This is a genomic window from Bifidobacterium kimbladii (assembly GCF_032193675.1).
Taxonomy (GTDB): Bacteria; Actinomycetota; Actinomycetes; order Actinomycetales; family Bifidobacteriaceae; genus Bombiscardovia; species Bombiscardovia kimbladii.
This window is the reverse complement of the sequence record NZ_JASTZZ010000001.1, coordinates 549,589-570,160: the sequence shown is the minus strand read 5'-3', so window position 1 is coordinate 570,160 and position 20,572 is coordinate 549,589. Positions and strand designations below refer to the sequence as shown.

General features: G+C 61.6%; 12 protein-coding genes. 3 read left to right on the top strand and 9 right to left on the bottom strand.

All coding sequences use genetic code 11. The features are described 5' to 3' along the window. Window positions 1-212: 212 nt before the first annotated feature. Complete coding sequence (gene rho, locus QRX41_RS02410; protein ID WP_449495100.1) at window positions 213-2,078, top strand: transcription termination factor Rho; 1,866 nt, start codon at window positions 213-215, stop codon at window positions 2,076-2,078. Window positions 2,079-2,239: 161 nt separating this feature from the next. Here rho and QRX41_RS02405 read toward each other — a convergent pair whose 3' ends face one another. Continuing rightward, window positions 2,240-5,779 carry an RCC1 domain-containing protein gene (locus tag QRX41_RS02405; RefSeq protein ID WP_313838705.1) on the bottom strand — a complete coding sequence of 1,180 codons (3,540 nt, stop codon included), beginning with the start codon at window positions 5,777-5,779 and terminating at the stop codon, window positions 2,240-2,242. A gap of 382 nt (window positions 5,780-6,161) precedes the next feature. Here QRX41_RS02405 and QRX41_RS02400 point away from each other — a divergent pair, with 382 nt between their 5' ends. Beyond that, window positions 6,162-6,518, top strand: a complete 357-nt coding sequence (locus QRX41_RS02400; protein WP_313838451.1) for a chorismate mutase — start codon at window positions 6,162-6,164, stop codon at window positions 6,516-6,518. 65 nt (window positions 6,519-6,583) lie between these two features. On the opposite strand, the gene QRX41_RS02395 is transcribed toward QRX41_RS02400, so the two are convergent. From QRX41_RS02395 to QRX41_RS02375, 5 genes are all read right to left on the bottom strand, one after another. After that, window positions 6,584-12,067, bottom strand: coding sequence for an RCC1 domain-containing protein (locus QRX41_RS02395; RefSeq protein WP_313838449.1), 5,484 nt, complete (start codon window positions 12,065-12,067; stop codon window positions 6,584-6,586). Between the two features lie 320 nt (window positions 12,068-12,387). Further along, window positions 12,388-15,129: a valine--tRNA ligase gene (gene valS, locus QRX41_RS02390; RefSeq protein WP_313838447.1), complete on the bottom strand. Its 2,742-nt coding sequence runs from the start codon at window positions 15,127-15,129 to the stop codon at window positions 12,388-12,390. A 44-nt stretch (window positions 15,130-15,173) separates the two neighbouring features. After that, entirely contained in the window at window positions 15,174-16,706 is a 1,533-nt protein-coding gene (locus QRX41_RS02385) for an ABC transporter substrate-binding protein (RefSeq protein ID WP_313838445.1), read from the bottom strand. Between the two features lie 10 nt (window positions 16,707-16,716). After that, a complete protein-coding gene (gene nth / locus QRX41_RS02380) occupies window positions 16,717-17,364 on the bottom strand; it encodes an endonuclease III (RefSeq protein WP_045925156.1) in 648 nt (215 codons plus the stop codon). Window positions 17,365-17,425: 61 nt separating this feature from the next. Next, window positions 17,426-18,256, bottom strand: coding sequence for a winged helix-turn-helix transcriptional regulator (locus QRX41_RS02375; protein WP_313838443.1), 831 nt, complete (start codon window positions 18,254-18,256; stop codon window positions 17,426-17,428). A gap of 160 nt (window positions 18,257-18,416) precedes the next feature. Between QRX41_RS02375 and QRX41_RS02370 the strand changes: the two genes are divergently transcribed. Next, window positions 18,417-19,079, top strand: a complete 663-nt coding sequence (locus tag QRX41_RS02370; RefSeq protein WP_313838441.1) for a hypothetical protein — start codon at window positions 18,417-18,419, stop codon at window positions 19,077-19,079. A 1-nt stretch (window position 19,080) separates the two neighbouring features. Here QRX41_RS02370 and QRX41_RS02365 read toward each other — a convergent pair whose 3' ends face one another. The 3 genes from QRX41_RS02365 to QRX41_RS02355 all read right to left on the bottom strand — a co-directional run bounded on the left by QRX41_RS02365 (window position 19,081) and on the right by QRX41_RS02355 (window position 20,542). Beyond that, window positions 19,081-19,644, bottom strand: coding sequence for a manganese efflux pump MntP (locus tag QRX41_RS02365; protein WP_313838439.1), 564 nt, complete (start codon window positions 19,642-19,644; stop codon window positions 19,081-19,083). Window positions 19,645-19,861: 217 nt separating this feature from the next. Then, window positions 19,862-20,176: an addiction module antidote protein gene (locus tag QRX41_RS02360; protein WP_101432916.1), complete on the bottom strand. Its 315-nt coding sequence runs from the start codon at window positions 20,174-20,176 to the stop codon at window positions 19,862-19,864. Window positions 20,177-20,224: 48 nt separating this feature from the next. After that, window positions 20,225-20,542 (bottom strand): type II toxin-antitoxin system RelE/ParE family toxin, encoded by a 318-nt coding sequence (locus QRX41_RS02355; RefSeq protein WP_313838436.1) that lies wholly within the window; start codon window positions 20,540-20,542, stop codon window positions 20,225-20,227. Between the last annotated feature and the right edge of the window lie 30 nt (window positions 20,543-20,572).

The window sequence follows — 20,572 nt, the reverse complement described above, 5'->3', positions numbered from 1 at the left end:
TAGAGGCTTATCCATGAATTGTTGGACACGCAGGCTGTTCCTTGCACCGGTCGGGCACTCGTTGTAGGCTTATGGAAGTTCGATAAGCCGAGTCGGCATCGAATTTTCATGAGCGGTACCCCCGCACTATTCTCAAGCTATTTGCCTAGCCTAATTAGGCATAGCGAAGGAAAGGCAATACAACAGTGGCAACAAGCCAAGATATTCATTCCATGAAGCTGCCCGAACTCAAGGAACTTGCCAGGCAGCTGGGGTTGCGCGGTATTTCCGGCATGCGCAAGCCTGTCCTGATCGAGACGATCGAGGCGGCGCGCTCGGGCGGCAAGGCCCCTGAGGGAGTAACCGTGGGCAAGCCCAAGGCTGCGGCCGCCGTGGCCAAGGGAGGCCAGGCCGCCGATCAGCAGCAGCCGACGAACCAGGAGGCGAAGTCCTCCGCGGAAGGCGGACAGGAGTCCACGGAGACCAAGGAATCCAAGGATGATCGTCCTGTCGGAGACCTCTTCGATGTTTTGGGCATTGACGATCATAAGAGCGGTCATACCGAGCATAGGAACCGCTTCCCCCATACCGTGGCCGACGAGGAGAACGTGGTCATATCCCGGCGGCGTCACCGCAACACGGATTCATCCCGGGGCTCCCATACCAACCGTGGCCGGAACGAGCGTGAGCATGGCGAGGAGCGCGAAGGCTCCGGCTCCGGTTCAGTGCGAAATTTGGACGACATTCTGGCAGCATTGCCCTCACGCAATGACCGTCCTCGTCGGCGAAGCTACGAGGATCGCGGCGAGGAGGGGCGTGACTACCGGCACAACGGCTATGATCGTCGAAACCGGGGCGATCGCAATGACCGCAATGACCGCAACGATCGACGCAATCGCAACAACCACCGCAGCAGCAACCGGGATCGTGACTATGAGCCCAGGGAGACCTTCAAGCCCGAGGATCTGGTCCCCGTGGCAGGCATTGTGGATGTGCTGGACTCCTACGCATTCGTGCGCACCTCCGGTTACCTGCCTGGTCCCAACGACGTTTACATCTCCATGGGTCAGGTCAAGAAGTACGGCTTGCGCAAGGGCGATGCCGTGCACGGATCCATCCGTCCCCCTCGCGAGGGCGAGCATCGCAATCAGCGCCAGAAATTCGTTCCCCTGCAGGCCATCGACACCATCAACGGCATGAGCGTGGAGGATGCAGCAGGACGCCCTCACTTCAACAAGCTGACCCCCCTCTACCCGCAGGAGCGCATGCGGATGGAGACCCAGCCCAAGAACATCACCGGTCGTCTGATCGACATCGTCGCCCCCATTGGCAAGGGCCAGCGCGGTCTGATCGTTTCGCCGCCCAAGGCCGGCAAGACCCTGACCCTGCAGTCCATCGCCAACTCCATCACCGCCAACAACCCCGAGGTTCATCTGATGGTGGTCCTGGTGGATGAGCGGCCCGAGGAGGTCACCGACATGGAGCGCACGGTCCAGGGCGAGGTCATCTCCTCCACCTTCGACCGTCCGGCCAGCGATCACACCACCGTGGCCGAGCTGGCCATCGAACGGGCCAAGCGCCTGGTGGAGCTGGGGCAGGATGTGGTGGTCCTGCTGGACTCCATGACCCGTCTGGCCCGCGCCTACAACATCTCGGCTCCCGCCTCCGGCCGCATCCTCTCCGGCGGTGTGGACGCTCAGGCCCTCTATCCGCCCAAGCGCTTCTTCGGCGCCGCCCGCAACATCGAGAACGGCGGCTCCCTGACCATCATCTCATCGGCCTTGGTGGAAACCGGGTCCAAGATGGACGAGGTCATCTTCGAGGAGTTCAAGGGCACCGGCAACATGGAGCTGAGGCTGACCAGGGACCTGGCCGACAAGCGCATGTTCCCAGCTATTGACATCAACGCTTCCGGCACCCGGCGCGAGGAGCTGATCACCGCGCCCGAGGAGCTGGCTGTGGTCTACCGGCTGCGTCGCCTCCTGGGCGGCATGGAGACCGAGCAGGCCTACCAGACTCTGGTGCCCAGGCTGAAGAAGACGGCCACTAACCGGGACTTCCTGTCGGCTATCAACCAGTCCATGCTGGCTCAGAAGTGACTCGGGCCTGACGCCTGACATGTTTATTGGGCCCTATCCGCGATTCAGTTCGTGGATAGGGCCCAATGCATAAGCAGTGGCGAAACAAGACAGCTGTTTAGGGCGATGATCTATTCGAAGCCTGTCAGCCCAGATTTTTCATAGTGTCGTCCCTGCCCCTGTCATGCTGTCATCTTGTTCTCCCGCCGCTGGTATCTGGCAGCCATGGCGGCTCCCATGCCCAGCAGGCCAGCTACGATCAGCAGAATCACGCCAGTGCTGCCGGTCAGGGGCAGGACGGCCAACTGGTCGTAGGTGTAGGGCAGGGTCTGATCCTTTTGATCCACGCCTACCAGGCTCCATTGAATGACGGTATCCACCTGCCCGGGCCTGTAACGAGGAGTGATTGCCAACCAGGTGCCGTTCTGATACTGCGGGGTTCCCTCTGTAGCCAGTCCGGCGAAGGTGACCGTCTTAACCAGGCTTCTGATCACAACAGCCTGTGGAGTCTTGCTGTTCAGGTCCGGTCCGGATTGGTCGTCGCCCAGCTGGCCGGCATCGTCGGCACCCCATCCGTAGGCCAGGCCGTCGGAGCCTAGGGCCAATGAGCTCGGGTCGCCCGTGCTGACGGCTGTGAAATTGAAATCTGCAGGTGTGTCCTCGGGCTTGGCCAAGGATGTTGGGTCTGAGCCTTCTGCGGCATTGCTCCAGGTCAGGATCTTTCCATCGGAGCCCAGGGCGGAGGATGATCCGGTGCCGGCGCTGATCTGCGTGATGGCAAACCCTGTCGGCAGTCCGTCGGGAAGGGTCAATAGGGCAGGGGTTTTCTTGTTCTCGCCCTTGACCTGTCCCCAGGTCCAGATGCGTCCTTGGGAATCCAGGGCCAGAGCCTGGTGGTCTCCGGCGCTGATGGCGCTCATCTCGCCCGTCAATCCCTGAACGGCAGACGGCGTGGGGTTGGCGCCGCCAGCGCTCACTGGCAGGGAGGGGTCGCCCAGCTGGCCGGAATCATTGGTGCCCCAGGCGTAGACTTGTCCATCCACGGTCATCGCTAGTGAATACCGGCTTCCGGCGCTTATTGCCGTTGTAGTAGCCGGGATTCCGGTCACCATGGCAGGGCTGGTTCGCCCGTCTGGCGAGACGGTATCGCCGCCGGCGTTATCCAGGCCCAGCTGGCCGTATTGGTTGGCGCCCCAGGACCAGACTCGTCCCTGGGAATCCAGAGCCAAGGCATGTCCACCGCCGGCGCTGATGGACTGGATCTTGGCCGGCAGACCCGGTACCGGATGGGGCCGGCCCTGGGCATTCAGGGTGGAGTCGCCCAGCTGGCCGACATCGTTGTTGCCCCAGGCGTAGGCCTTTCCATCGGAGCCTAGAGCAAGGCCATAGTCCCGGCCCGCGCTGACCTGGGTGAAGACGAAGTTGGCCTCCGCCTTCTCGGGCATATCCACTCGGACCGGCATGGTGCTGGTGCCGCCCTTGGCGATGTTCGCATTGCCCAGCTGGCCGCTGTCGTTCTTGCCCCAGGCGTAGGCCTTCCCGTCGGATCCCAGGGCCAGGGACCAGTGGGAACCGGCACTGACCTGGCTGAAGCGAATGCCCCGCAGGGCTGGCGGCGTCAGGGTGACCTTCGTCCCGCCCATCTCGGTTCCATGGTCCGGGGTCATGCTCCAGTTCTGATTCTCAGGGCTCCAGTGGGCTTTGAGCGTCATGGAGCTGGTGACTGGCTTGGAGAAGTCGTAGGCGGTCTTGCCTAGGAACCAGCCATCGAAGCGGCAGCCGGCCTTGGTCGGATCAGCGCTGGGGCGGACTGCCCGCTCTCCCGCTTCCAGACTCTGGCTGGGTGGCGCCGGTGAATCGCTCTCCGACTGGAAGGTTACGGTCACACCGTTCGACAGATAGCGGAAGGGCAGGTGGACCTGGGTCTGTTCTTGGTCGTTCAAAGTCCACGCCAGGGCCACATCCACCAGCCCTGGTGCGTGCGGCGGGGTGGTAGCCGTCCAGGTCCCGTCCTTTTGCGCCTTCATTCCGGTGGTGATATCTGTTGTGTCAAATTGGAGTCCGGTCAGTTTTGCCGGCCAGGGGAAAGCGACCGCAGAGGGCCGGCTATGGCCGGCATCACCGCTGGTGCCTTGACCCAGCTGGCCCTCGTCGTCACGTCCCCAGCTGTAGGTCTGGCCGTCGTCCCCGATAGCCAGGTTAAAATCTTCGCCAGCGCTGATGCTGATCCAGTGCCGACCGGCAAGCTTTGGATCTTCCAAGCGTTCCGGAGTGGTCTGGGGGCTGTCTGCTGCAGAGGTCTTGCCGTCGCCCATTTGTCCGTAGCTGTTGTCGCCCCAGGTCCAGATATTGCCATCTGAATCCAGAGCTATGGCGTGATTGGAACCGTAATGGTGGCCACCAGCGATGGCGGTAATTCTGGTCCCTTGGGGGAAGCTGACCTGAACGGGGTCTTTGAACACCTCGGTCTTGCTGGCGCTTGACCCGTTGCCGATCTGGCCGTTTTCGTTCATTCCCCAGGTCCAGACCCTTCCCTGGTCATCCAGGGCCAGGGTGTTCTCAAAGCCATCTGCGATGGCCACCACATGGACCTTGTCAAGGCCGTGGATCTTGATCGGCGTATAGTTTCCTACGACCGCGCCGGCGGATGGATCCAACTGGTGGTAAAGGTTGCTTCCCCATGACCATACCGTGCCAGCGTCGTCCAGAGCTGTTGAGTAGTTCATTCCTGCCTGCACAGCTATGATTTTGTGGTTCTTATCGAATCCCTGGATGAGGCTGGGCGTGGAGTCGCATATGCCGTCGCACTTATGGCGGCCGGTTTCTCCTTCACTGCAGGTTCCCCAGCCATAGACGTTGCCATCCGATCCTATGGCCAGGGTGTGATTGTGACTACCGGTGACGGCCTTGTAGGTGAATCCGGCCGGCACTCCTTCAGGCAGCATCACCTTGACCAGGTATTCCGAATAGTTATGCATGCCGCTGTCAGCCACATTCGGGTTGCCCAAGGTCTTCAGATAGTTGTACCCCCAGGACCAGAGGGTGCCATGGTTGTCCAGGGCCATGCTGAAGAACCGACCAGCGTTGACACTGACAAACCGAAAATCCTTGTCATTGCGGGCTTCTTCGGGCCGGGGCACCCTTATGGGCGTAGACCTGTTGACAATAGTGCCATCACCTAGCTGACCAGCACGGTTAAAGCCCCAGGCGTAGACGTTGCCATCCGATCCCAAAGCCAGCGAGAACCGGGTGCCTGCACTAACCTGGCTGAAACGGACACCGGAGGGCGGGGGCGGGGTAAGTGTCACCCCGGTACCTCCTGATTCGGGTCCCTCTTGCGGTTGCATGGTCCAGGTCTGGTCGGCGCGGGCCCACTTGGCTTTCAGGGTCAGGTCCGCGTGCACAGGAGCCGAGAAGTCATAGGCGACCTTGCCTGCGAACCATCCTTCGAGAACGAACCCTCGGCGGGTGGGTTCAGGACTGGGGCGCGCAACCTGGGCGCCATCGGCCACAATCGAAGTTGTCGGAGGCGCGGACTGCATGTTGTAGTCGAATGTGACTGTGTGGCTGGTGACATTCGATGGGGAAGAGGCGGTTGAGGTCGGTTCCGAGGAACCTGCTGTACCGGGCGAAGGCGAGGACGGGGAGGTGGGCGATGTACTGGCGGCAGGCGCTGATTGTCCTGTTGCCGCTGCACCAGAGCCACTGGACAGGGTGGGCATGCCCGACGGCGATGATGAGGGACCGGGGGAAACCGAAGGAATCTGTCCGGGAGTATTGGTTCCAGTACCAAGTGTTCCAGTTCCCTGAGTTGCGACTGTGGTCTCATTGGACTCCGGCGCTGCTTGACCGAATTGCAGGCCGAACATGCTGCAGACAACCAAGACGCAGCATAGGCTGACGAGCAGTGTGACGCGACGACTACGTACCATCTTCATGTGAAGGCATCCTCCCCCATGCGTCCGGCACTTGTATAGGCAGGTGTAGACGAACGAGACTCTCTCCCCAAGAGTCAATAATCCCATCCACTACAATAACACCAGTGTCACAGTGGTGGCAGGGCTTGGCGTAGTCGCCTAGGGCGCTTGATTAGACTGGTATTTTATGAGCGATGCGAAGATGGAAACAGTGATCGATGACCAGGCGCAGAGCGGGGGTCCACAGGCCCAGGCCGCCCGCCAGGTGGAGGAACTGCGTGCCGATGTGGACACCATCGATGCCGCCATTGTCGCCATGCTGGCCGAACGGTTCAGAGTGACCCGCCGCATTGGGCTGCTCAAGGCCCAGGCAGGATTCGCCTCGGCGGATATGCACCGGGAGAGCGCACAAATAGCTGCCTTGCGAGACAAGGCTGATGATTACGGGCTGAACCCTGATCTGGCTGAGGCCTATCTGCATCTGGTAGCCGATGCCGCCAAGCGTGACCATGAACGGCTAGCCAGCCAAGTCAATCCGCGCTGAGCAAATTCATCGTATGGTCATGGCCGACGGCTCGGATCAATTCCTATGCCGTCGGCCACAAAGTATCAGCGAGTGCTGGCTAGAGTCTGGCGGGCCATTTCCAAGTAATGCTGTCTTGCTGCCAGGACAGTCACCGTTATGAAAAGTCCGACAAGCAGCACGATGAGCAGACCCTGGCTACCGGTCAGAGGCAGAATATCCCTGTAGGTAAAGGGCAGATTCTCGGTTTGAGGGTTGCCTTGGCCCACATTCCAGGTGATGTTGACTGTTGTCCGGCCCGCCTTGAAGGCTGGGGTATAGAAGGTCCAGGTATTCCATGATCCCCATGCGTCGGCTGTGCCGCTCCGGGTCAGTTCAAGAACTGCGGCAGTATCCGGATCCGTGCCGACTGTGACCGAGCTGATGGTCAATTGCGGAGGGCAGACCAAGGTGGCTGCCTTGACGGAAGTGCTGTCCAAATTGGTTCCTAGCTGTCTGCTGCTGTTGTCGCCCCAGCCATAGGCCATGTCGTTGGAGTCGATGGCCAGGACTTGGCGCTCGCCTGCACTGATCTGTGTGGTGCTGCCGTCTTTGCTCACCAGAACGGGGGATGCGCTGATGGATCCCGTGATGGAGACATTGCCCAGGGCGTTTTGACCGTTGTTTCCCCAGGTGTATATCTTCCCTTTGTTGTCGATTCCTGCGCAGAACCATCCTCCGGCGCTGATCTCGGTGGGTTTGAATCCATCGCTGCCTCCGTCGGGATCGGCCACCAGGGTTGGTATTGCGGCATCATTGGTGTCTCCGGTGCCCAGTCGCCCGTCGGTATTCGCACCCCAGGCGTAGGCTTTGCCGTCTCTGCCAATGGCCAGGGAGTGCGAGCCTCCCGCGCTGACCTGGGTGGCGAAGAATCCTATTGATCCGTCCTCGTACTGCACGGGTGACGATACCGGCACAGGAGTGGCCTGTGAGGCTTTGGCATTGTTGCCCAGTCTGCCGCTGGCGCCGTATCCCCATGCGTAGGTTTGCCCGCTTATACCGATGATCAGAGAGTGCTGATATCCAGCGCTGACCTGTCTGGCCTGGAATCCAGGACTGGTGGCGCTTGCGTTGACGGCTACAGGAGCAGGGGCGTTCCCGGTCGTGTTCCCGTCGCCCACCTGTCCGCCGTTGCTCCTGTCCCCCCAGGCATAGGCCTGATGATCCTTACCGACGGCCAGGGAATGATAGCCTCCTGCGCTTACCTGGGTGTAGGCGAAGTCAGTGCCTGCACCGGAGGGCTTTTTCACTTGGACGGGCGTCGTATTGGTGCCGTCTGCAGCGCCCTTGCCAAGCTGCCCCCTGCCGTTGTCTCCCCAGGCGTAGGCATTACCGTCACTTCCGAGGGCCAACGAGAATCCATATCCTGCGCTTACCTGGGTGTAGGCGAAGTCGGTACCTGCACCGGAGGGCTTTTTCACTTGGACGGGCGTCTTGCTGCTATCCTTGCTGCCGTTGCCGAGCTGTCCCGTGCTGTTGTTTCCCCAGGCGTAGGCGTTGCCGTCACTGCCGACAGCCAGGGTATGGTTTTTGCCTGTACTGACCTGGGCGAAGCGGATGCCGCGCTGCGAGGGCGGAGTGATGGTGACCTGGTATCCGCCAGTGGATGGACTGACGGTTGGGTCGACAGTAGTTGGAGCCGAAGGCGTCCAGTGCGCGACCAGGGTCAACGGGTCCGTGACTGGCTTGCCGAAGTCGTAGGCCACATTGGAACTGCCGTCATCCGCTTTGACGAACCACCCGTCAAAGAGGAAGCCCGTCTTGGCCAGGGTCTGTCGGGGTACCAATTCACCTTCCTCGATGTCCTTGCTTGTCCATGCGGCTCCAGTACCTCCCTCAGGGTCAAGCGTTATGCGCTTCTTGGTTCGATCGAAGGTGTAGTCGAACTGCTGTGTCTGCTTTGAGTCTCCGGAGTCGTCGGCGATAGTCCATGTGATGGTGAAACTGGATGGGCCGTATGGGTACGCGGGCGTGACGAAGGTCCAATCCCGGTTTTCATCCCAGGTGTCTTTGCCTGTCTGGGTCAGATTCGTGGCTGGCTCGGTGCTGCTGGCCATGGTGCCGAAGACGACCTTGGCCAGGGTGATCTGCGGCGGCTGTGTGGCGCCGGGTCTTAATGCCGATACGCTTTGTCCCAGCTGGTTGTAGTAGTTGTATCCCCAGGTGTAGAGCAATCCGTCTGACCCGATGGCCGTCTGGTGATGGCCGGAGGTGGCTACCGCGCAGGCCTTCACCGATTGGGCCAGAGTGATGGCTTTCGGATTGGTCTGCCATGCATCACTATTGCCGTTGCCTAGCTGGCCGTAACCCTGATTGCCCCAGGTGTAGATTCTTCCGTTGGTGTCTATGGCTTCGGATCCATCGTCGCCTGCACTGATGGCGGTGATGTTGACAGCCTCGTCTCCGAAGCTGATCTTAGTGGATCCTTTCGTGCTGACATTGGTATCGGTAGTGGAGCCGATGGCGGTGCCGGAACCCCATCCATAGAGGTCATGATCCGTATCCAGCGCCAGCACGTGCTGGTAGCCCGCGCTGATGGCGATATAGAACCGGGCATCAGGCTGTCCGGTGTCCAGGTCTTGGACGCGTGTCGGCGTCGGATTGTCACCAAGGGCGCCGTTGCCGAGCTGTCCCTTGCTGTTCTCGCCCCAGGCCCAGGCGTGGCCTTGACTGTCCAGGGCCGTGCCTGTGGTGAACCCTGCGCTGATGGCGGTTATGTTGGACAGCGCCGTGACCTTGGCAGGGGAGGAATGGCTGTTCTTGTCTGAGCTGCCGTTGCCGAGCTGGCCTTGAACGTTGTTGCCCCAGGTGTAGACTGTACCGTCCGAGGCCAGGGCCATGGCGTATGCCCGTCCCGCGCTGATTGCGGTGATTTTGGCATCGCCTGTCTGTGCCTTTACTGGTTCGTTGGAATTATCGGTAGTGCCGTTGCCGAGCTGTCCCTTACTGTTGCTACCCCAGGTGTAGACCGTGCCGTCCGAGGCCAGAGCCATGGAATAAGCGTCGCCGGCGCTGACGGCTATGAAGATTTTTCCTTTTATGGCATCATTTTCGGTAATCCGCACAGGTGTCGTCGCCGTGCCTGAGCTTTTGCTGTTCCCCAGTCCGCCGCTAGCCTGATTTCCCCAGGCGTAGACGTGTCCGTCAGAACCCACAGCCAGGGTGTGGTAGCGCCCGGCGCTGGCCTGGGCAAACCTCACTGCTCTGGGCTTGGGGGGAGTCAGGGTGATTTTGGAGCCCCCGGTGTCGTCGCCATGGAGGGCATCCGAGGTCTTCCATTTCATGTCTGACGAAGACCAATGCGCTTTCAGATTCAGCGGCCCGGTGACAGGACTGCTGAAGTCGTAGGCCACATTGGAGCTGCCGTCCGCCTCCTTGATGAACCAGCCGTCGAAGAGGAAACCTGCCTTGGTGACGGTGGGGCGCGAAGCCTGCTTGCCTGCGGTGACGAACTGGTCCGAGGCTGATGAGCCTCCGTCCGAATCAAAAGTGATCTTCTGGGCAGTGGGTGTGAATGTATAGTTGCCGATGCTTTGCCCCTGCTGTGCGGCGCCGCCAATGGACCATTGACCGTCATTGATTCTGATCTTGGTGGTTCCGTAGGTGTGGTGCGGGGTGGTGACCGCCCATGGGGTATTGGCGCTCCAGGCGTCGTCGCCTGCTGAGGTTCGGCTGATCGGGCTGTTGCTGTCGGTCTTGGCTACATCCGTCCTGCCGAAGGTCACCTTGGCCAGATCTATCTGGGGCGGGATGACCGCTGCAGGCTTGGTCTGCGAACCGCTTTGAGGTCCCTTGCTGCCTTGTCCCAGCTTGCCGCTTTTTGCTTCCCCCCAGCTGTAGGGGAGCCCGTCCGAGCCGATGGCCAGGCTGTGCCGGCAGACATCGAATGCGGTGACTGTGACGCCTGTCAGGCTCACCTTGGTCATAGTTGATTTGGGGCTTGTGGTGCCGTCGCCCAGCTGGCCGCTGGAATTGCTGCCGAACATATACAGGCTGCCCGCAGAGTCGACTACCGCAGAGGAGTAGTCCCCGGCGCTGGCTGAAACAGGCGTCGCCGCTCCCGTGGGCAGGCTTACCGGACTGGGGTAGAAGGAGTGGACGCTGTCGGCATTGGCGTCATTGCCCTTGGTCAGGGGATAACCCCAGTAGTACACCTTGTCTGTATTGCTCAGTGCAAGGACGTGCAGGTACCCTGCATCGATGTCGGTGTAGACAGTGCTGTCTGGGTTGCCGGTCGAGTCGCCGTAAATGCGCGATGGAGTGTAGACATTGGAACCACTGCTGGTGCCGTCCATGGTGCCGATGCTGAGCTGGCCGCCCTGGTTGCGTCCCCAGGCGTAGGCATGTCCTTGGCTGTCCAGCGCCGTTTGAAAATCGTATCCGGCGCTGATGGTGGTGAAGGTGACGCCGGATGAAGAGACCGCTGCTGGTGAAGCGTTGACGTTGACACCCGTGTGCCCGTTGCCGAGCTGGCCGTATTCGTTGTCTCCCCATGTGTAGATCGTCCCGCTCGAGGACAGGGCCATGGCATGCCAGTATCCGGCGCTGATGGCAGTGATGTTGGCGGTGAGATTCGCCTTTACCGGTACTGAAGAATTCGTGGTGGACCCGTTGCCGAGTTCGCCGCGACTGTTGTCGCCCCAGGTGTAGACGGTGCCGTCCGAGGCTAGGGCCATGGAGAATGTGGTTCCCGCGCTGACGGATATGAAGGTCTTTCCCTTGATGGCCTCGTTTTCGGTAATCCGCACTGGCGTGTTTTTGTTGATTGTGGTGCTGTCGCCAAGCTCGCCCTTGCTGTTGTCGCCCCAGGCGTAGACGTGGCCGTCCGAACCTACGGCCAGGGTGTGGTCGTGGCCGGCGCTGACCTGTGCAAATCTCACTCCTCTGGGCTTGGGGGGAGTCAGGGTGATTGCGGAGCCCCCGGTGTCGCCACTGCTGACGTCGGCTGTCGTCCACTGGGCGTCGTTGACCGACGACCAATGGGCCGTCAGCGACTGCGCGCTGGTGACCGGCTTGCCGAAGTCATAGGCCACATCGGAGCCTTTGAGGAACCATCCGTCAAACAGGTAGCCTGATTTGGTGACGGTAGGAGGGGATGCCAGATGACCTGAGGTTACTGTCTGGCTCAGGGCTGGCGAGCCGGATACCAGCGAGCCCCCGTCAGGCTCGAAAGTGAGGGTATATGAGGATGAATCCCTGGTCTGGGGTGACTTGTCTCTCGGTGAGCTGTCCCTGAACGGTCTGTCCGCCCTTTTGCTGTTGAATGGTTGGACGGCCTTGAATGGTGAAGGATTGTTGCTGGCCAACGGTGACGGTGAGGCGGTCGGGGCAGCGGCTCCAGCCTGTGCCCCGCTGCCTGCCCGGAGCAATGGACTTGCGCTGCTGTCAGGATTGGGCGAGGGCGATTCTGTGGCAGATGCAGGTGTCATGTCGCCGGTGGTTGCGTATGCGCCTGTTGATGCTCCGATCAGCGCCAGCCCAATCATGGCTGTCAACGTCACCAGTCTGCGGATGCCATGAGCATTCCCCATTCGTCTCTTCCTCCCCAAGCGTGCCGATTCCCCAGGTTGTGGCCCCAAAATCTGCGTCGACGCACACTAAAATAAAGTCCCTCTATAACTTTTACTGTAGCATTGCAATCTTTGTGCGGTTTAGAGTGTTGTGGTTAGGGTGTTGCAGGACAAATTCACTGCAAGAGGCATGCTGTTGATTATGGAAGCTGTACTTTTTGCATGAACGACGATGGCTTGACTGGCATTGCAGATTGTCATTGTCACCAGTGACACGGATAAGAAAACCGAGGCGGTGCCTATGGCCGAACCGCCTCGGTTGTATTGGGGAATTGTGGAGCCTACTTGCGAGGCTTCTTGGCCGGGGGCTCGCCCAGCTGGCTGGCTGTCACTCGGATGCCCGCTTCATCCTCGCCGGCTCCCTCGGTCTCGGGCTGGGTGGTCTCCTCGACCAGATTCAGATCTCCGGTGACCCTGCCCGCTTCGGCTATGTCGTCCAAGGCGGCCTTGACGGCTTCCAGGCCCTCCGGCGCCACGCTCAAGGAGGCGGAGAGGATAGGGGTCTTCATGGAGACCTTGGCCTCGGACTTGATCCGCCGCAGTGAAGCCAAGGCCGTGCCTGCCCAGGTCAAAAGAGCTGGATCCTGTCCCTGGGCAGCTGCCCGGTAGGATTCTGAACGTGGCCAGGAGGCCCGGTGAACCGATCCGTCCCCCTGGTGCATCCACTGCCATGCTTCCTCGGTGGCGAAGGGCAGGAATGGGGCCAGAAGACGGTCGAGAGCGTCAAGGACCAGTCCCAGGGTCGTGCGGGCACTGAGCACCTGGGCCTCGTCAGGGGTCCTGCCGGTGGCATCAGGAGTTCCGTAGGCCCGGTTCTTGGCCAGCTCGATGTAGTTGTCACAGAAGTCCCAGAAGAAGGACTCGGTTACCTCCAGGGCCTTGGAGTGCTCGTAGGATTCCAGGGCCTTGGTGGCCTGATCGATCACCTGGGCGAGGCCGGCCAGGACCGCCCGGTCCAGCGGGACCGTGACGTCAGCGGGGTTCCAGGTGGCTTCCGCTGCCCGGGTGACCTTATGATTCTCGTCCTCACGCCCGATGGCCAGGGCGAATTTGACGGCGTTGAGGAGCTTGACGGCCAGACGGCGGCCGATCTTCATCTGCCCCTCATCGTAGGTGGCGTCCAGGCCCAACCGGGCGCAGGATGCCCAGTAGCGCACAGCGTCGGCTCCATACTTCTTGATGGGTTCGTCCGGCACCACCACATTGCCCTTGGACTTGCTCATTTTCTTGTGGTCCGGATCCAGGATCCACCCCGACAGAGTGGTGTCGCTCCAAGGCAGGCAGCCGTTCTCCAGATGGGCCCGGTCCATGGAGCTGAAGAGCCAGGTGCGGATGATGTCCTGGCCCTGGGGGCGCAGGTCCATGGGGAAGGTGGCCTTGAAGAGGGCCTGGTCATCCTCGCCTGGTTCTGCCCAGTGGGTCACGATCTGAGGGGTCAGGGAGCTGGTGGCCCAGGTGTCCATGATGTCCTTCTCGGCTGTGAAGCCGCCGGGCTGGTCGCGCTGGGATTCCTCGAAGCCCTCGGGCACATCGCTGCTGGGGTCGATGGGAAGCCTGTCCTCGGCCGGGGTGATGGGATGGGCGTAGTCGGTCTCGCCGTTCTCCTTGACCGGGTACCAGAGAGGGAAGGGAACGCCGAAGAAGCGCTGGCGGGAAATCAGCCAGTCGCCGTTCAGGCCCTCGACCCAGTTGTTGTAGCGCACCCGCATGAAGTCCGGGTGGAAGTGGAGTTCCTTGCCGCGCTCCAGCAGCTCCTGGTTCAGTTTCTGGTCGGTGCCGCCGTTGCGCAGGTACCACTGGCGGGAGGTGACGATCTCCAGGGGCTTGTCGCCCTTCTCATAGAAGTTGGTCATGCGCTTGGTGGGCTTGGGCTCGCCGTCCAGGTCGCCGGATTCGCGCAGGGCGTCCACGATGATCTTGCGGGCTGAGAAGGTGGTCTTGCCCTCGGTCTGCTCGAAGATGCGCCGTCCGCCCTCATCGGTGATCCAATTCGGCACGTCCATGATGATTCGTCCGTTGCGCTGGATGATGGACCTGGTGGGCAGGTTCAGATCCCGCCACCACTGCACGTCGGTCACGTCGCCGAAGGTGCAGCACATGGCGATGCCGGCGCCCTTGTCCATCTCGGCGGCGGGATGGGCCAGGATGGGCACCTCCACCTTGAACAAGGGGGAGTAGACCTTCTGACCGAAATACTTCTGGTAGCGCTTGTCGTCCGGGTGGGCGATCAGTGCGCCACAGGCCGCTAAAAGCTCAGGCCTGGTGGTCTCGATGTATATTGGCGTGCCGTCCGCGAACCGGAAGGCCACCCGGTGATAGAAGCCGTCATACTCGCGCGACTCCAGCTCGGCCTGGGCCACGGCGGTCTGGAAGGTCACGTCCCAGAGCCCCGGGGCCTCCTTCTGGTAGGCCTCGCCCCGGGCCAGATTCCGAAGGAAGGCCTTCTGCGCCACCCGGCGGGGATGTTCGCCGATGGTGTGGTAGGTCTGCGACCAGTCCACCGACAGGCCCAGCGACCGCCAGAGCTGCTCGAAGAGCTTCTCGTCCTCTGCGGTCAGTTCCTCGCACAGTTCGATGAAGTTCTGCCGGGAGACGGGCACCTGGTCCTTGGCGCTGATCTTCTTGCCCTTGGTCCCGTGGAAGGGGGGCTTGAAGTCCGGATCGTACTTGAGCGAGGTGTCCACGCGAACCCCGTAGTAGTTCTGGACCCGCCGCTCGGTGGGCAGGCCGTTGTCGTCCCAGCCCATGGGGTAGAAGACGTCGTAGCCCTGCATCCGCTTGAACCGGGCGATCACGTCGGTATGGGTGTATGAGAAGACGTGCCCCACATGCAAATGCCCCGAGACGGTGGGCGGCGGGGTGTCGATGGAGTAGACGCCGGAGCGCTCGCGGGTGTTGCGGAAGCGGTAGACGCCGGACTCATCCCAGTCGCGGCACCACTTTTCCTCCAGGCCATCCACGCCCACCCTGTCAGGCAGGGGGGTCAGATGGGCATTGACGATTCCTTGGTGTTCAGCAGACATACCAGCATTTTATGGACGAACAGTGACAAGGAGCGCCGGCCTTTTCAGCCCTGGATGCGCAGGTTCCACAGGGGCAGGTAGCGATCCAACAGAGAGCTGGGCATGCCCTGGAGACGGGGAGTGCTCAGGACCAAGGGCGTGCGCTCATACAGCCAGTCGCTGGGGGAGAGGTCGCTGACCTGTCGGGCGAAAGCCCGCAGTCGCTCGGCATAGGTGTTCTGGTCGGTGCTGGCCTTGACCTGCTTCCAGGATTCCTGGACCTCGGTGTTGTCGAAGAGCATGGTGGCGTTGGGGTCGGCGAAGCGGCCGATGTCGTCATTGTCCATGACCAGCAGGGCCATGTCGTAGTCGTGACGGGTGAGCACCTGATCGCGGAATGCGGCCTGATCCACCATGGCGACCTGGGTGGGGATGCCCACCGCCTCCAGCTGCGCGCGGATCAGATCGCCCACCTGGCTGCCGAATTCCTGGGGGTAGACCAGACGCAGACCACCGTGATAGTAGGACGGGGCGTAGTAGGAGGCTCGACCAGCCGCTTGGACACGGTCGAAGGGGAAGGCCTGCAGACCGGGATCGTAGCCTGGGCTCAGCGGGTTGAGCGGTCCGCCCAAGGCCTTGGCTCCGCCGCCTTCCAGATCGGCCAGCGCTTGGCGGTCCAGGGCATAGCGGACAGCCTCGCGCATATGCTGGTCGGACAGGAGGCTGGATGCCTGGTTGTTGAAGGCCAGGACCACATTGTCTGTGCTGGGTGTAGCTGTGGGAGCCTTGCCGGCCTGCTTGGCGGTGGCCGGATCCATGTCCACTACAGCGTCCAGACGTCCCTGGTTCAGATCTTTTACGGTCTGCTCGGGGCTGCCGGCATAGCTGAAGACGACCTTGTGGATGGCGGCCTTGTCCGGGCCCCGGTAGGACTTGTTGGCGGTCAGGGTCAGGCTGGCTCCCGGCTGCCAGTCATCCACTTGATATGGGCCTGATCCGGCCGATTGGGTGGAGTAGTTGACGCGGGCCTGGCGATCGTAGACAATACCGGCCCGACCGCTCAAAGCGGTCAGCAGATGGGCATCCGGGCTCTTCAGCCTGATCACCAGGGTGGCTTCATCCGGGTTGGTGACCCTGGCCAGGTCATCCAGGTCTTGGTGGCCCTGATACTGATGATTGAGGATCTGCCGCAGGGACCAGAGGGCATCCTCTGAGGTCAGCTGGCGTCCGTCGGCGAAGCGGGCATCATTGCGTAGATGAAAGGTGTAGAGCAGACCATCGGCGGAGATCTCCCAGTTCTGGGCCAGTCCAGGAGTCGGCCGACCTTGGGCGTCGGGCCTGGTCAGGGTCTGGTAGACGTTGCCCATCAGGGCCTGGTCGGTGGCCCGGCCGGGCTCGGTGCGGATGTCCAGGGAGACGGGGGCCTGGCGGGCCCGGATGCGCACTGCCTGGCCCGAGCCTCCAAGGTTCCAGGGCAGCCTCCAGCCTCCTCGGCCAGTCAACAACGGCCAGGCCATGTAAGTGCCCGCGGTCAGGACCGCCAGTACCAGGATGAAGATGATTCCGGAGCTGATTCCTCTGTGTCTGCCGCGTGCCATGGTCTTGATTCTACCGAGAGGCCGGTCCGGCCAGGAGCTCGGCGCTGGGGCATGTCTCGGCCAGCGGGCAGTGCAGGCAGTCGGGCTTGCGGGCGTGGCAGGTGGCCCGGCCGTGGAGGATCAGCCTGTGCGATAGATTGGTCCAGTCCTCGGGTGGGAAGCAGTCGCAGATCTCATGCTCGATCTTCACCGGATCGGGATGGGTGCTGCGCCAGTCGGTTCGCCAACGAAGGCGGCCGGTGACCCGGGTGACGTGGGTGTCCACAGGGAATCCTGGAATGTTGAAAGCGTTGCCCAGGACCACGTTGGCGGTCTTGCGTCCCACGCCAGGCAGACTGGTCAATTCCTCCATGGTCTGGGGGACTTGTCCGCCATAGTCCTCGGTCAGCATCAGTGAGAGCCCCAGCAGGTGGCGGGCCTTGGCGTGGTAGAAGCCCACCGGGTGGATGATGGCCTCCAGCTCGGCCGGCTGGGCCTGGGCCATGGCTGCAGGGTCTGGATAGCGCTCGAAGAGTTCAGGGGTCACCGAGTTGACCCGCTTGTCGGTGGTCTGGGCGCTCAGGACAGTGGCCACCAGCAGTTCGAAGGGGTTGCGGAAGTGCAGGGCGCAGACCGCCTCGGGAAAGACCTGGCAGAGGATGCGGTACTCCTCGTGCATGCGGGTCAGGCGCCGGGCCTTGCTCTCCCTGCCTTGGCGGTGCTTTCGATTGGATGATGCATCAGTCACTATGATCGGTTTTCTTCTTCTTGGCATCTTTGGATTGTTTGGACTGGCTGTCGTTTTGACCGGCGGCATCCGGTTCGCTTCCTGCCTCTGTCGTGGCCTTGGGAGCCTGGGCCGTTCGCGCCGATGAGGGCGGGTCGAACCGGTAGCCCACGTTGCGGACCGTGCCGATCAGGTGCTCGTACTCGCTGCCCAGCTTGGACCTAAGCCGCCGCACGTGCACGTCCACCGTCCTGGTGCCGCCGTAGTAGTCATAGCCCCAGACCTCCTGGAGGAGCTGCGCCCTGGTGAAGACCCTGCCTGGATGCTGAACCAGGTATTTGAGCAGCTCGAACTCCTTGTAGGCCAGGTTGATGGGACGGCCGTGGATTCGGGCCGTGTAGCTTTCGGTGTCCACAACCAGGTCACCCGAGCGGACCTGACCGGTGGGCACCTGGTCCTCCGTCTCTTCCGGCTGGGCATCCGGCTTGCGTGTCGGTGTCACGCGCTGACAGACCAAGCGCAACCGGGCCTCGACCTCGGCGGGTGATGCGGACTGAATGATCACGTCGGCCACACCCCAGCTGGCGTTGACCACGGTGAAGCCGCCCTCGCTCAGAATCAGGATGATGGGCGTGGACAGGCCCGAGGCTCGGGTCAGGCTGCAGAGGGTCTTGGCCTCGGCCAGGTCGTCGCTGGCATCGATCAGCAGCACGGTGTCCTCAGGCATTCTTACCAGGGAGGCGGCATCCAGAGGAAGAACGCGCACTCGATGGGAGAGCAGGGCCAAGGCGGGCAGAACCGATGCCGGGTCCTCGGCGCAGGTCATCAGGGTCAGATCCGTCACGGGGGTACCTTCTTCCCTGTCCGTTCGTCCATAGCGGTGGATTCCTTGAACAGTCGTCATCATTGTACAATCGGGCCGTCACAGGGGCTCCGAGTTCACAGGACGGCCTTGCCCTAGGATGTGACGTATGGCTCCCCGACGGGGACAGGCAGGAGGACCCATGGCGCAGACCGGAAAAGAAACCCAGGATGGGCGCGCGCCCGCCCTGACGCAGCTGCTGGCCTTGGCGGCCCTGATTGTGCCGGGCCTGGCGACGGGCTTGCTGGCCGGGCCCCGGGTCGCTCGATGGGTGCAGATCGTCCTGGTCCTGGTGCTGGCATTGGCCCTGTTGGCCGCTTGGCCCCTGGTGGGCAAAGGCATCCGACCTGGTCCTGACCGAGCCATGTCTGGTCTGCTGACCTTGGTCGCTCTGGCGCCGGCCCTGGTCGTGCAGGGGCCCGGTGCCTTCTGGGCATGGCTGTCGACTGCGGCATTCCTGCTGGCCCTCCTGGCCGTGTTTATGTTTGTTCGGCAGATGCTGCGTCGGGACAGGCGGATGGTCATTCGTGGCATTTCTGCAACCGCCATGGGCGGGGTGACCGCCGTCGCCGCCTCGGGGTGGGTCTTCCTGCCAGAGCTGATCAGAGGCCTGCGACCTGACCTGACGCCGATCCTGGTGGTGCTTGTGGCCTTGCTGCTGCTGGTCGGGCTCATGACCTCGGGCTATCGCTGGGCCCAGGAGGCAGCTGATCGGCGTGGGGCCCTTGGTCTGGCGCTGATGTCGGTCCTTCTGGCCGGATCCATCGTGGTTCTGGCCGTCATGGTCTTGCAGACGACGTTCTGATCTAGGCATTCATCAGGTGGTCCAGAAGGATCTGGATGCCCATGACGATCAGAATGATCCCGCCGGCGATTCTGGCAGGCTTGCGCCAGCGGGACCCGACGGCGTATCCGATGCGCAGCCCCAGAATGGAGGCGGCGGCTGTCACCAGCCCGATGACCAGTGCGGACAGCCAGATGTTGATGCCCAGCAGGGCCAGGCCCGCGCCCACGCCGAATGAGTCGATGCTGGTGGCGATGGCTGCAGGAAGCATCTGTCGCCAGGAGAAATTCTCCTCGCCGTTCGCTCCCTCCTCTTCGCCGTAGACGCCCTCGCGGATCATGTTGACCCCGATGGCTGAAAGGATGCCGAAGATAATCCAGTGATCCACGGCGGCCAGGGAGTCCTGCAGCATGGAGGCGGCGAAGTATCCTAGCAGGGGCAGCAGAGTCTGGAATCCGCCGAACCAAAGTCCGACCAGCCAATGATGGCGCGCCCGCAGTCGGTCCACGGACAGTCCCTTGCTGATGGAGACAGCGAAGGCATCAGAGGATACACCTAAAGCGATAAACAGCAATCTTAAGAACACGGCATTCCTTGAAAGGGTTCATCCCTGGTGGGATGGGCCTCGACCAGGTCTCCTCAAACCCGCCTACGCCTCGGGAGCGTCAAGCGCGGAACTGCCGATTGGAGTCGGCTTTGAATTCGTTGAATGCCGTTCACATGCTACGCCATAACTATATGGACACAGATTTTACTTATCAGCGCTGTGATAATCAAGCATGACAGGCTATTCGATCGGCCCGTTAGCGAGCCATGGTCACAGTCAGACTGCCCCCTGCCGCATGGACGGCGCTGATGACCGTGCTCAGCGCCGGATCCCCCTGATTGCTCAGGGCCTTGTAGATGCCCGACCGGGATCGGTCAGCATCAGAGGCGATGGCGCTCATATGCCTCTGTGCTCGTGCCACCTCGCCGAGTGCATCTGCGATGATTGCAGCCCCCTGCCGAGAGGTTTCGGCCTTGTCGGCCTCCTCCATGGCAACCTGCAGGTAGCGGACGGCTGTTTGTTCGGTATGTATATGGTCGCCTGCATGGAATTCCCTAATCTTCAACGTCATCACGACTCTGTCCTTAATGTGGTCCGTTTGTTGCCCATCTGGATGCCGTCAGCTCTCCAGATATGACCTCCACAGATGTTTTGCCCGGTCTATGTCCCTCTTCTGGTGAGTCTTGCTGCCGCCGCAAAGCAGCAACACGACCTGTTTGTTCTTCAGTCCGAAGTAGGTGCGGTAACCCGGACCATTGCGAAAACGCATTTCAAATACGCCTTCTCCCACAGTCTTCCAGTCGCCTAAAAGGTGTCCGGATCGTTTTATTTGTTCCCATCGGTGTAGGATGCGGGCCGCCGACTGAGTGTCTTTCAACTCATCAATCCACCGGCTGAATTCCTCAGTCTCCAGTACCTCAATGATGGATAAGGGCATGGTGTCGCTTTCCCCTCTTATTTCGAGAAG

Excerpts from the sequence above, each read along its gene's own strand:
- QRX41_RS02370 (WP_313838441.1), top strand. The coding sequence starts at position 18,417 with ATGGCGCAGACCGGAAAAGAAACCCAGGATGGGCGCGCGCCCGCCCTG.
- rho (WP_449495100.1), top strand. The coding sequence starts at position 213 with ATGAAGCTGCCCGAACTCAAGGAACTTGCCAGGCAGCTGGGGTTGCGC.
- QRX41_RS02360 (WP_101432916.1), bottom strand. The coding sequence starts at position 20,176 with ATGACGTTGAAGATTAGGGAATTCCATGCAGGCGACCATATACATACC.
- QRX41_RS02400 (WP_313838451.1), top strand. The coding sequence starts at position 6,162 with ATGAGCGATGCGAAGATGGAAACAGTGATCGATGACCAGGCGCAGAGC.
- QRX41_RS02355 (WP_313838436.1), bottom strand. The coding sequence starts at position 20,542 with ATGCCCTTATCCATCATTGAGGTACTGGAGACTGAGGAATTCAGCCGG.
- valS (WP_313838447.1), bottom strand. The coding sequence starts at position 15,129 with ATGTCTGCTGAACACCAAGGAATCGTCAATGCCCATCTGACCCCCCTG.
- QRX41_RS02405 (WP_313838705.1), bottom strand. The coding sequence starts at position 5,779 with ATGCCCACCCTGTCCAGTGGCTCTGGTGCAGCGGCAACAGGACAATCA.
- QRX41_RS02395 (WP_313838449.1), bottom strand. The coding sequence starts at position 12,067 with ATGGGGAATGCTCATGGCATCCGCAGACTGGTGACGTTGACAGCCATG.
- nth (WP_045925156.1), bottom strand. The coding sequence starts at position 17,364 with ATGCACGAGGAGTACCGCATCCTCTGCCAGGTCTTTCCCGAGGCGGTC.
- QRX41_RS02385 (WP_313838445.1), bottom strand. The coding sequence starts at position 16,706 with ATGGCACGCGGCAGACACAGAGGAATCAGCTCCGGAATCATCTTCATC.